Source organism: Paenibacillus sp. Soil750 (genome assembly GCF_001428045.1).
Classification (GTDB): domain Bacteria; phylum Bacillota; class Bacilli; order Paenibacillales; family NBRC-103111; genus Paenibacillus_E; species Paenibacillus_E allorhizoplanae.
On record NZ_LMSD01000010.1, the window covers coordinates 139,154 to 151,985 of the forward strand.

The window sequence follows — 12,832 nt, forward strand, 5'->3', positions numbered from 1 at the left end:
TTCGTAATATAATATTTAAATAATAACTACATTGTAAAAGGAGTTTATTATTACGTAGACGAATATGAAAAATAAATATATTGCAGGAGGAAAAAATGAAAAATTCTGTAAATGCATTGACCATTGTATTTTTAGGTGTTTGTTTAATAATTGGGTGCTGGCTCATATCAAATTCATTTAACAAAAATAACGTTGAGGTTCCATCTTCTAATCTTCAGAATCAGCTTTTAACCCGTTCTGAATTAGCCCAATACCTAGGTATTAGTGAAACTGCGGTAGNACAAAAATAACGTTGAGGTTCCATCTTCTAATCTTCAGAATCAGCTTTTAACCCGTTCTGAATTAGCCCAATACCTAGGTATTAGTGAAACTGCGGTAGACAAACTGGGCCCGCAATCCATGGGGGCTACAACTACAAGTCAAATCCCGTATGTGAAAATTGGGAATACAATATATTTCCCATTGAAAGCTATTGACAGTTGGCTTACAAAAACTGAAGCTGTTATTGTCCAATAACAAAATGTAAGACAAGTCCTATCTATTGGACTTGCCGTATTGGGCTAACGGAAAACGATTATTCAATAATAAAACCAGTACGAGGCTGCCGGTATCAATCTGCAGCCTCGTTGAAGTAACGGGCAGGATAGTTCCAATATGTGGTATATTTGGATTAGGGATTTAAAACAAGGGAGGGGGCATATTGATGGAAAAAAAGTATCTGGTTAAGAGTCCTCCAGGGGTTGGAACCATTTTAGGCATGATTGCTATTATATGTAGTCAATCTATTCTTGTACTGAGATCATGGGATCGGATAGGAGTATATTACGCTTCGGCAACGGTGATACTTCTTTGTTTAGTTGTACTGTTACTCGCATTGTACAGAACATTCTTCAAGAAACCAACCGAGTTATGCTTATCCATTGACAAGATCATATTAAATGGAGTTCTAATTACTTCGGGGGATATTAAAGTGATAATGACCAAGGGGTACTTTAAGCCTGTTATCGGAATATTGCTTCATAGGAGGAAGATAGTCCCATTAGATATGGCATTTAGGTATTCAAGGGATGAAGATAGAGGTATTCCGGATTTAAAGAGTTGGGCAAAAATGAACAATGTAAAGATGGTCAATAAATCGTTTCAAACGTGGATATAATTATATTCCCGAACACGATTTGGTACGATCATTTTTTACTAGCAAATTATGTCTTGTAATTATTGCATTCAAACCAACTGATAAATACATTCAATCTCCTATGCCCAATGTAGATGTAGATAATCGTGGTAGGGTAGTACAGATTGCACCTAATAGAATCGGCATAGTTGATACAGGTCATAGTAGTGGCTATCAACAACTAGTTATTTTTGATTATGATAGTAATACAAAATCTTTTAACATCGTAGGAACTCTGAACTATGAAGAATATTTTACTCACCCTGAAAAATATGGAATACCTGTTAGGAAAAATGATGCAAATAAAAAAGAAATTGTTTCGAACAGATAACGAGTTGGAGGGGCAATTTTGAATATAAGACATATAGAGACTGAGGATATCAAAGTAATTCTAGAATTAGCCTCGGGGAAATAATTCCTAATGTATGTCAATAAAACATGGATTTCATTGGCGATTTTTAGTTAAGGAGAGATTGATTTATATGTCGATGGAAGAAGAGGTAATCCCTTTACTTAGAACTGGTTTTATTGCTGTAATGGGAATTGTAGTAATCATTGTAATTACTTTGATGGTGAAATATAGAAAGCGTGGCTTCGGTTGGTTTTTAGCTCACTTACTACTATTTTCTTGGGGTGCATTAGGTTGGATAAGGATTTTGGAAACAAGAGCCACAGCCAGTTCGATTGATAATTCTTTAACCATAGCTTGGATAGGTATAATATGGATGTTAAGCATGGTTTGTTTTGTAAAGGGGTTATTGTTTCTGATACCTAAAACTGAAAAAAATGAACTTCATATAAAAGAGAAGTCCTATTAAAGAAACCACTCCGTTCAGACCGCCACGGTAGTTTTCTCGTTTTGTTAAAAGCAATAGGCAGTATTGCGGAATACTGTAGCAATTGGGGATTACATGAAAAATGAATAAATAAACCGAGGTACCAAAGTGCTCGTATTAGTTAATCCTAATTCGAACGCTTTTTTTGTTCTCTAATATCATTGATTTAATAAAGTTTTGAACTAATAACGTATGTAAGTTATTAATTATAAATAACTTTTGAACGCATATTCGAATATAATACTCTGGTAACCGTGTCGGGTTCTAACTACAGTGGAGCAAGTGCTTTGGCCTTATGAATTTAAGGTGCATAACTAAGAAAGCCCCATTTCTTCATGAATTGCAACCAAGTGTTTCGACAATCGTAATATAGCATATACTGATGTTCGGAGGTGCTTGAGATGGATTTTCTGAAGGATTTAGGTAAACTGGCAGGCGATGTGACAGGCAAAGTACTTGGAGGAACTGTCCGTGTGGCAGGGGAGCTTGTTCGCAGTGATTATATAAAGGAAATTGGGAATGATGTAGAACAGTTAACGGCCAAAACGGGTGAGATCGCAGGCCATGCAGCGAGCGGTGTATGGGATGTAGGCGCAGGCTTAATTACCGCGGATAAGCAACAATCGAAAGCTGGACTCCATGAGCTTGAACAAACGGCCATTACGACGGCAAGAGGAGTTGGCCATGGCATCGAGTATGTGGTTGAGAGCGGAAAAGATGTCGTGACAGGCTTCAAGGATAGCGATAAAGCACGGATGAAAGACGGCGTGAAAAAGCTGGGTAAAGCGGTCGCTATCAGCATTTTGGCTATCGGTGTGATCGATGTCGTCGATGGTCCGGACGTACCGGATTCCTCAGGTGCGGTGTAAAACATGTACCGTCACAAAAACTGACCCAACGAGATATCGGAGTATCATTTTGTCTGTTTTTAGTTTTTGTGCTAGTTAGAGTTTTTGTTGAAGTAAACGGGCAGATTTGTTTAATTGAACAATCATGAATGCATCATTGCATATGTATAAATAATACAATTTGTGTTGTTGATGATGGGGGTGAGTTAGTTGGATGAAGAAACCAGATTAAGAGTATATAAGGATTGGGCTGAGCGATTTGATTGTGATATTTCATCCATGACTATTCCGAACGTCATACTTCGTGAACACTCCAAGACTTTGAAAGGTTATAATGGTATTTATTGCTTTTTTAATGGAACAGCAAGCATTATATCGTCTCCTACTAAGTATATCTCATTTATAAAAAGGTCTATCAGTGGTAGACATCCAGCGGAAACGTTTGATGCTAATTTTCTTATAAAGTCAATTGATATAAGTAAGTACAAGGTAATTGGTCCTGCATTTCAGGGATATGTTGATAGGGCTTCATTTCTCGAAGCATCTTCCCTTGAGGTTGTAGAACTTGTAACTTCAAATCAATTATTTCTACTGAATGATTTACGTAAATCTTGCTCTGAAACAGAGTGGGAGCATAGTTCCATAGAAATCAATAGACAACCAATCCTAGCAAAGATGTCTGAAGAAAAAATTGTAGCAGCAGGTTCTTGGAGAGAAGAGCAATCTGGTTTTCTTAGCGTAGGTATTTTAAGTCACCCTGATTATCGAAGTAAAGGGCACGCCAAAGCAGTTGTAAGTGCTTTAACGAGGAAAGGGTTAGAGGATGGTTACACAATGCATTATCAAACTTTAATGTCCAATAGTTCGTCAGTTGCTGTTGCTAAATCGCTGGGATTTGAAAAATTAGCTTGTACTTTGGCTATAAGGATTCTTGAGTAATTCTTGGATTGGTTTTAGGCAGTAATTAATTTGATATAATTTAACCTTCTAATCTAAAGTAAGAACGTTTGTTCAATATACAGTAACGGGAGGCTGCCGGCACGATCGGCAGCCTTTCGCTCACCTAACGGGCAGGATAACGAAACAAAATGCTTCGATATTCGTTAATAATAAGAGGTGAAAATAATGAAGAATATTTCGTTTGCGATATTGTTAGTATTTCTTTTAATGTGTGGGTGCAGTGGTAACAGTGCACTCACAGAAAGAAGTAAATCAATGATTTACGATTTTAAGGAACCATTTAGATTTCCTTTTGAAGTTAATGAAGTTCGTACTGAAATTGCAATTGATAATCCAGATGTCCTTCAACAGTTTGTTTTTCATTATAAAAACAATCAAACCACTCAAGAAATAAGGTACATTTTGAGCAAAGTTATTGACCAACCAGAGAAAGTGTCTGAAAAAGGCAAGCAAATAGTTAAACTTGAAAATGGGAAACAAGCATTTTACGAAATAGACGAAACCAGCCAATCAATTTGGTGGGAAGGCAAGAATGGCTTTTTGGCTCGCTTTGTTTATGATATCAATGGGAACTCGGAGCAATTAGATGATAATAAATTAGAAGTATCGAAATTATTAGATTTAGCTAACCAAGTCCAATAGTAGTCTTTTGTTATTACGCTAACGTAGAACGATAGTGAAATTAAGCAGACAGCCGCGGCCGTCTGCTTTTATCATTGAAGTAACGGGTAGTTTAATGTAGAAATATTATCCATTTTTTAACCCCGTAGTTTTCAAAAATGTGGTAAATTTAGCGTATATTCTTTAATAAATTCCATCTGGACGTTAAAATGAATCAAAAACCACTGGTGTATTACACCCCAGACGTTATACTGTTATTGCCAAAATGGTTTAATGATCAATTGTTTCAATTTTGGGGGTTAAAAAGATGAAGACATTTTTGAAAATGACAAAGCATAAAAAATGTAGGTTGTGGGTAAATGATTACGACTTTCCAGGAAGCAAGGAAGTAGGGAAAGTAATCGGAAAAAGCATCGCTTCCTCCTTGCAAAAAGGAGTTGTTACAACCCAGATTGCTATTGAAGTATCACTTCCAAGAAATGCGAGCAATTATGCACTAGTTGGGTTCGAGTTTATACCTGACGAGTCCAGAAGAGTGACTGATGTAAGTGTACACGTAGCTAGTGAGCAAATAACTTACCCTCACGATACGATAGCTTTAACAAAATATGGTGTATTCTCAGGTATTTCAGAGGAGTTTGCACAGAGTGTTCTGGATAGTGCTATCGAAGTGATTAATGAAATAGGAGGATTTTCTCCTGGAAGGTTAATTTTCAACATCGGTGCATATTCAGAAAGCGGTTCAAGTATTATGATTTTTAAATTAGCGACAAAGGCACTAATCAAAATTTCCCAATTAGATATAGAAAACATGAGTGATGCATTACTGCAAAATGAACTCGAAATTCTTTTATCAACACGAGCTTGAATAGAGGGAAGATGAAGAAACAAACCACTTCTGGATAATGGCTGATGAGCAGATCAAGCAACCATTACGCTAACGGGAAACGATAGTTGAGGTGCCTGTTTTGCGGCAGCGCCCCTTTTTGTCTTTTAAAGGAACTGGCACTAATATAAAATAGCCAGCCGTTGCGATTCTGGTATGATTGAATGATCGAAGTAATTAATAAATAATATTTACACTTGAATTCTTTCTTTTTATCAGGAGGATGCCAACGATTAAAAGTAGAGGGCTATGGGCTAGTTTATGTATAATTGCATTGTTTATATTATCAATATATTTTTTTGTTGAAGCGAAGAAAAGTAATCTTGAAAAGGATTTACAAGCTTATCTAGTTAATGAGAAGCAATACGAAGCATCTGAAATTTTTGAGATTAAAGCATATTTTGGGAAGGTGCCTCAAATAGGGGCATATGTACTTTTTAAAGATGAACCAGGAGTTTACTATACGTATACAGATAGAGGAGTTGGACAATGGATTCAGATTGGACCTAGTGACGCGGATATAAGAAGAGGAATACAGTATAAACATTTAGATGAAGGAAGAAAATAGCTTTTGAATAAACAAAAGTGATTTTCAACAAGTTATTAAGCTAACGGAGAACTATAGTTCAATAAATGAAAACGGGATCTGCGACTGCGGATCCCGTTTTTTTATTATGACTTTGGAAGCACTTCTTTGCCGCCAATTCTGTTATGGGCATTTGTGAACCTGATTCAAAAATAGACCTTTATAATGATAGTAATTTTTAATCAAAAATTCTTAATGACGCTGTTATTGTTTTTCAAAGAATTACTCGTTTAAATGAATAATACTATATTAAATATGTAAAATGTATACTACAATATTGTTAAGTAAGTTAGATTCTAGGGTGGAGTAAATTCCATTTTGAGAGAGTCAGTCATGCAAGCTTCAGCTTACTTAAACAAAAGGGAGGAATTTTTCTGAAGAAGTCGCTTATTGTCCTTATAATAATGATGATTTGCTTTTCTGGAGTTGTAAGTGCGTCAAGTATGAATGGTGATTATAAGGGGAATCCAATTGTTCTGATTAAATCCAGTGGAAAACAATTGGTGACTAACGAAGTGCCAGGTCAAATCCTTGATGGAAATACTATGGTCCCTATTTCCGTGCTTCGACAATTAGGTGCTTCTGTTACTTGGGATCCGAATACATACAGTGTTGATGTTAAGATTCCAACTTCTGATAACTCGCAAAACGTGGATTTCTTTCAAGTAATAAAAGGATTTAACGAAACAGCAAAACAATATAATGCCTCAAATATTCAGTTGGTTTACAATAACATAGGTACTTATATAAGCGCCGATCTTAATATTAATGGAACCTCTCAGGATACTACAAACATTATGCTTACATCTTCGTTTGTAGCAAAATCACCTGCAATACAAATCTTTATTCATGTTTATAAGAACAACGTATATCTTGGTGTATACGATATTAGAAAAACGGATGTAGAAAAATTTATCAACAATTCATTGCCTACAGAAGATTTTATTAAATCATGGATTTGGACTTCAAACACATCAACACCACAACCGATATCAACTAACACATCTACTACTACTACTACTACTACTACTACTACTACTAATACACCTACTACAAATCAAGCGAAAGTTAAAGGGCCATTAACACTATATTCCTCTGATGGTAAGAAATATTTAGGTATACTGACAGCAGATAAGTATGGTTTAGATTCAGTCTTTAACGAATATGGAACATATGGGAGTAAATATGGGTTAAATAGTATTTGGAATGAATATGGAGATTATGGCAGCAAGTACTCCTTAAAAAGTGCATTCAACGATTACACCACAACTCCTCCTATTATTTTAGACGGAGATGGGAATATATGCGGTTACTTAACAACAAACACCACAATTAAAGGTGGAATATCTCCAGTTGGGTTATATAGCTTTTTGAAAAACGAAGGTTACTGATGAAATAAAATTTAGCCCTTCGGGGCTTTTTTCTTTGAGACAAATAAACTTCCCTGATACGGTGTAAAGCCCTACAAGAGCTTAATGCACTTACATAATGGAGATGCCGCGATCGATGCCGGCAGCCCATTAAGCTATCGGGCAGTAGAGTGTGGTGAAAGGTGCCTGTATTTATTAAAACAATCGGATTAATTTGTTTGGATATGGAGGAGTTTAAATTATGAGAGAGAATATTTCATTTTTATAACCTTCTATACTGAGAAAAGGAAAAACAAAATGCACTTAATAAATTCAAAAACAATTGAAGTTCTAGACGCGACGTTATCTGGAGTTATGAATCACGATGGGTTAATAGAATGGTACATAAATTTAGATTGCGACATTGCTGAATTTGACGGTATTAATACATCGCCAAGAATCTATCTCGAAAGATTTGAATGGGGAATTTTTTGTATTGAAGAAATAACAAACAAAGAAATAAATATAGAAAATGGCTCTAGTTTAAGTAATAATACCATGCTTCCTGGAGAAAGATTATGTTGCCTTTATGCTTTTGAACATCAATTCCTAGATGATAATCAAATAAGTTTTTATTTAAAAAATGAGGACTTATATATTAAATGGAAAGCAAAGAATTCTAACATGTATCCTGAAAGATTTGAAGTTGATGTAGATACTAAAATAGATTTTTTGGGAATTAATTTAGGCGAAACTAAAGATACAGAGACAGCAGAAAAACTCATTAGATTTGATACATCAGGTCTGGATTATTATAAAGAGGATGGAACTCTCTACTTAATACCCGAAGAAAAATAAAGCAAACGAGTAACGATAGCACAATAAACAGGGAGCGGATTGTCACAGCAGCTGCTCCCTATTTTCAATCAAGTAATGTCCAAGATAGTGGAGGAGAATATTTGTAAATCGGCGAATAACTTATTTGACAGAAAAAGAGCTTTGCTACTCTAAGAGGTGCAAATATGGAAATGAAATGGTTAGCATATCGAATCTATCCTGAGCCATTTGGAACCACGTATCAGTATACCGATTTATTGAATGAAGCCGCAGTTGAAACGTTATTTGATTACTGTCAGATATTGGAAGCTATGATTTCAAGAGAAGGTTGGGAATTTATAATTAATTATTATGGTTATCAGGTGTTGTATGAGATCAATGAAAGAAGTAATTGGTTTGACTGCGAAAATCTTGAAGGATTTAATTTTGAAGTCGAAGCACATATGGACTCGTTGCCTGAACGTTAAACTCTAAGAAGAACGTTAGCACATTTAATAAGGAGCATTTGCTGCAGTGCGTTGCGAGCGAGAGTATAAGAGTTAAGATATTTTACAAAATATTACTATCCAAATAAATACAATTCGATTAAAATATATTTGTACATTTTACATTTATTATGACAAATTAAAGGAGTATAATAATGAATACTAATTCCAAGTTAAAGATTGGGCTTCTTCACTTATCAGTTGCCTACGGTTTATTTGTAGTTTTATACGCTTTAATTGTTTTAGTTTTGTCAAGAGGATCGATTGGGAGTGCATTTTTTATGTTTGGCATGTTGATGTTTTATCGTTACGGTATTTTTCGTGTATTAACTTTAGGTAGTCATATATATAACACTTGGCTATTTGTTTGTTTATGGGATTATCTGTTCAATAGAGGGAGATACACTTCAAGTGATGGTGGGCTTGGTTTCATAACTGGCTCGTTTATTGGAGCCTTAATTGGGGTAGTGATCAAATCAGGAATTGTGGCACCATATTTTCTCTATTTAGAAACACGAGAACTTTATAGATATTACAACTTAAAAAAGTTTAGTGAGAGCCAAGCAATGTAATAAGTTAAGTTTTATATTACTTCGAGGCATTGAATTTAATTCAAACAATACATGGATCAGAAACTTTAAACTAGATATAGAAAGCGTGAAGCTAACCAGCTCACGCTTTTAGTGTTTTTATTGACGAGAGTTGCTCACTTCACAATATGAATGTGGTACAAATTATATAATTAACCCCATATAAGGATAAATTGATGACATATGTGTTCGGGGTAAAATAAAATTTTAGACTGCTTAAAGATATGTTACGAACGGGCAGATTAACGGAACAGTGATTGAAACTCTTACTTTTGAAAAACGTACATATATGTAAAAATTTTCAAGGGTGGGTGAAACTGTGAGTAAGGAATTTGATGAATTTCAGAAGGAGATATCAAGACAACTTGAATATGTATATTCCTCTTTACCAGAAGTAATAGAAAAAGCAAAGCAAGACTCAACTGTTAAAAATCATGACATGGCTATCGCTGTAAGTGCAATTCAATCCAGTATACTTGTTCTCATAAGAGTCATGTTTCAATACGATAAATCCATTAATAAACGCATAGAAATTTTCAAAAGGATGTGGACAACAAGTAAAGTATAAATGGTGAAGCTGACTAACTTTCGTGAATGATAGTGTACAATTAATAGAGAATTTATTGAACTAAAAAGAGGTTATCCCACAATCGGGGTAACCTCTTTAGTTTCGTTTTCATTTACTCCTATAAAACTCAGGATCCTGTAAAATGGCGTGTTGATGATCGCGAGAAAGCTCATCAACACGATGAGGAACAGGTACTTACTCCAGTAGAGGTTATGGATGTCGATGTGGAAATACTAGATCTCTATAATATCCTCGGCACTCAATTCGAGGTGGTGTTTTTTTTGCGAAAAAAATATTGCAACAATTGGGCAATTCATACTTTATTGATGATTTATGGAAATATGGGAATAGTATCATTAAATTGAATCACAAGTGAGGGAAGTATGGAAGACGTTAAAATATCCGTGAGCCAATTTGCAGTAATCGTTATGATATATACGATTGGGACTACAATCCTGGTTATTCCATCGGGGCTTGCTGCGGATGCCAAACAGGATGCCTGGCTCGCAGCTATAATCGGAGTTGTTCTAAATTTGTTAGTCGTATGCTTATACAACAGAGTTGGAGATCATTTTCCAAACATGAGCCTTACTAAATATAATGAAATATTGTTTGGGAAATGGCTGGGTAAGCTGCTTTCCACAATATTTATTTTTTTTGCATTTGTCGGTGCAACTACAGTTTTGTTTTATATGGGGAATTTTGTGACCACACAAGTTATGCCTGATACACCCATTCAAGCTGTCAATCTTATTTTTGGTATCGTCGTTGTCATGGGTGTGCGTCTTGGACTTGAAGCAATTGCCCGCGCGGCAGAGATTTTTTTTCCATGGATCATTCTATTATTTATTATTTTGGTCGTATGTCTCGTACCGGAAATTCAATTTGAAAAGTTGCAGCCCATGTTCACAGTTGGATATAAACCTCTGATAAAAGCGGTCATGTCCGTTGCTGGTACTTCTTCACTTCCTTTTATTGTGCTGTTCATGGTATTCCCGGTTCATGTCAATCAAAATCAAAAAGCAAAAAAAGCTTTCCTGATTGCTACCTTATTAGGCGGACTATTATTCGTAATGATCACATTTTTATGTATATCCGTATTGGGGACTAAAATAACTGAAAGACATATGTTTCCAAGCTATGTTTTAGCCAAACAGATAAATATTGGCAATTTATTGGAACGCGTTGAAATCCTAATTGCAGGGATTTGGTTTCTGACGGTTTATTTTAAGACAACCTTTTATTTTTATGGTTTTGTTATGGGGCTAGCTCAAATATTGAATATAAAAGATCATCGCCCGCTTGTTTTACCTTTAGGAATGATTCTGGTTGTTTATTCACTTGTCGTTTATCCCAATGTTGCTTATATGTCAGAATTTGATACCAAAGCTTATATCCCCTATGTGATAACTATTGGACTAGTTTATCCACTACTCATTCTAGGGGTTGGGGCAATTCGAAAGCCGATGTCAAAGAATAAGAATGCTGAGTAGGAGGGGGGGGATTTATCATGGATTTCATCGAGAAAATTTTTCGGAATAATAAGAAGCGCGCAGTTGAAACAAGGCCCGATCAGAATAACTCGACGTTCTCAACAGAATCACTTGAGCTGTCGCTTGAACTTAACATGGACAGAGTCAAGCAAACCTTTGGAAATAGTAACGATATCATTACGCAAACCATCAATCTGAATGGAGCGGATTCGATACAAATTGGATTTATTTACATAAATGGTCTGGTTAATCCGAGTTCTATTCAAGCTCTGCTCACCGAAAATTTAAAAGTTGATTTAAGTGAGTTCCCGCTAAATGCTTTAAGAAATTCAATGAGTACACTCGGTCAAGTTCGCGAGATCCCTGATTTTGAAACCTTAAATCAAGCTATTTTATCAGGGTTAACGGTTATTTTACTGAATGGGTGGGGGCAGGGATTAGCGGCGAATACACAAGGCGGGGAGCATCGTTCCGTTGAAGAACCGACCACGCAATCTGTCGTAAGAGGACCAAGGGAAGGGTTTACAGAGCAAATAAGCACGAATGCCGCACTCGTCAGACGTAAAATAAAAGATCCCGACCTATGGATGGAATCCATGACAATCGGGCGTAAGAGCAAAACAGAAGTAGCCATCATGTATATGAATGGCATTGTGAATGACAAGTTGGTGCAGGAAGCAAGAATTCGACTTGGACGAATCGATATCGATGCGATATTTGAAAGTGGTAATGTCGAAGAGCTGATCCAAGACGAAACATATTCACCGTTCCCTACCCTGTACAATACGGAACGCCCCGACGTTGTCGCCGCAGGGTTAATGGAAGGACGTATTGCGATTCTTGTCGATGGCACTCCCTTTGTGCTTATGGCACCTGCCTTATTTACTCAATTTTATCAATCTGCGGAAGATTATTACCAACGAGCGGATTTCGCAACACTTCTTCGATTTCTTCGTTATGCATGTTTTTTCATATCTTTGTTGGCTCCATCCCTATATATTGCCATAACCACCTTTCACCAAGAATTGCTGCCCTCCTCCTTACTAATCAGTTTAGCTGCTCAAAGAGAGGGGATTCCTTTCCCAGCTTTTATCGAAGCTGCTGTCATGGAAGTAACTTTCGAAATCCTTCGAGAAGCTGGTGTGAGGTTGCCGAAGACTGTCGGACAAGCCGTTTCCATTGTAGGGGCATTAGTAATCGGTCAAGCCGCAGTAGAAGCAGGTTTGGTGTCTCCTGCGATGGTTATCATAGTGGCCATCACTGCCATTTCCAATTTTGTTATTCCTTCCTTCAATATGGGGATTACGATTCGGATTTTGAGATTTCTATTAATGCTTGTAGCGGCTTCTTTTGGGTTATTTGGTGTAACTGTGGGGCTTATTGCTATCGTTATTCATTTGAGTAGTCTAAGGTCCTTCGGAATTCCGTACATGTCTCCAATGGCACCTTTTATCTTAGCGGATCAGAAAGATACCATTTTTCGTTTGCCGCTATGGGCATTATCTACAAGGCCTAGGCTCATTAGTCAAAAAAACAACATTCGAGAAAACAATGCTTCTTCGAATAGGCCTGAAAACAGGTCATAGATAAAGGAGACAT

General features: G+C 36.3%; 14 protein-coding genes. All 14 read left to right on the top strand.

The features are described 5' to 3' along the window. Positions 1-703 precede the first annotated feature (703 nt). Positions 704-1,156: a hypothetical protein gene (locus ASL11_RS11105; protein ID WP_056613478.1), complete on the top strand. Its 453-nt coding sequence runs from the start codon at positions 704-706 to the stop codon at positions 1,154-1,156. A gap of 500 nt (positions 1,157-1,656) precedes the next feature. After that, on the top strand, positions 1,657-1,992 hold the full coding sequence (locus ASL11_RS11110) for a hypothetical protein (RefSeq protein ID WP_056613480.1): 336 nt from the start codon (positions 1,657-1,659) through the stop codon (positions 1,990-1,992). A 419-nt stretch (positions 1,993-2,411) separates the two neighbouring features. After that, positions 2,412-2,879: a hypothetical protein gene (locus tag ASL11_RS11115; RefSeq protein ID WP_056613482.1), complete on the top strand. Its 468-nt coding sequence runs from the start codon at positions 2,412-2,414 to the stop codon at positions 2,877-2,879. 189 nt (positions 2,880-3,068) lie between these two features. Beyond that, positions 3,069-3,797 (top strand): GNAT family N-acetyltransferase, encoded by a 729-nt coding sequence (locus tag ASL11_RS11120; RefSeq protein ID WP_056613484.1) that lies wholly within the window; start codon positions 3,069-3,071, stop codon positions 3,795-3,797. A 186-nt stretch (positions 3,798-3,983) separates the two neighbouring features. Further along, entirely contained in the window at positions 3,984-4,460 is a 477-nt protein-coding gene (locus ASL11_RS11125; RefSeq protein ID WP_056613487.1) for a hypothetical protein, read from the top strand. Between the two features lie 286 nt (positions 4,461-4,746). After that, positions 4,747-5,307, top strand: coding sequence for a hypothetical protein (locus tag ASL11_RS11130; RefSeq protein ID WP_056613489.1), 561 nt, complete (start codon positions 4,747-4,749; stop codon positions 5,305-5,307). A gap of 241 nt (positions 5,308-5,548) precedes the next feature. Further along, positions 5,549-5,893 (top strand): DUF3139 domain-containing protein, encoded by a 345-nt coding sequence (locus ASL11_RS35750; protein ID WP_056613491.1) that lies wholly within the window; start codon positions 5,549-5,551, stop codon positions 5,891-5,893. A 461-nt stretch (positions 5,894-6,354) separates the two neighbouring features. Next, positions 6,355-7,302: a stalk domain-containing protein gene (locus ASL11_RS35755; protein ID WP_056613494.1), complete on the top strand. Its 948-nt coding sequence runs from the start codon at positions 6,355-6,357 to the stop codon at positions 7,300-7,302. Between the two features lie 276 nt (positions 7,303-7,578). Beyond that, entirely contained in the window at positions 7,579-8,118 is a 540-nt protein-coding gene (locus ASL11_RS11145; protein ID WP_056613496.1) for a hypothetical protein, read from the top strand. A 164-nt stretch (positions 8,119-8,282) separates the two neighbouring features. Next, positions 8,283-8,564, top strand: a complete 282-nt coding sequence (locus tag ASL11_RS11150) for a hypothetical protein (RefSeq protein WP_056613497.1) — start codon at positions 8,283-8,285, stop codon at positions 8,562-8,564. A 173-nt stretch (positions 8,565-8,737) separates the two neighbouring features. Beyond that, positions 8,738-9,154, top strand: coding sequence for a hypothetical protein (locus ASL11_RS11155; protein ID WP_056613499.1), 417 nt, complete (start codon positions 8,738-8,740; stop codon positions 9,152-9,154). A gap of 337 nt (positions 9,155-9,491) precedes the next feature. Then, the gene (locus ASL11_RS11160) at positions 9,492-9,740 is read left to right on the top strand and encodes a hypothetical protein (protein ID WP_056613501.1); all 249 of its coding nucleotides are present in this window, start codon (positions 9,492-9,494) and stop codon (positions 9,738-9,740) included. 383 nt (positions 9,741-10,123) lie between these two features. Next, complete coding sequence (locus tag ASL11_RS11165) at positions 10,124-11,233, top strand: GerAB/ArcD/ProY family transporter (protein WP_056613503.1); 1,110 nt, start codon at positions 10,124-10,126, stop codon at positions 11,231-11,233. A gap of 17 nt (positions 11,234-11,250) precedes the next feature. Next, the gene (locus ASL11_RS11170; RefSeq protein ID WP_056613505.1) at positions 11,251-12,819 is read left to right on the top strand and encodes a spore germination protein; all 1,569 of its coding nucleotides are present in this window, start codon (positions 11,251-11,253) and stop codon (positions 12,817-12,819) included. Positions 12,820-12,832 lie beyond the last annotated feature (13 nt).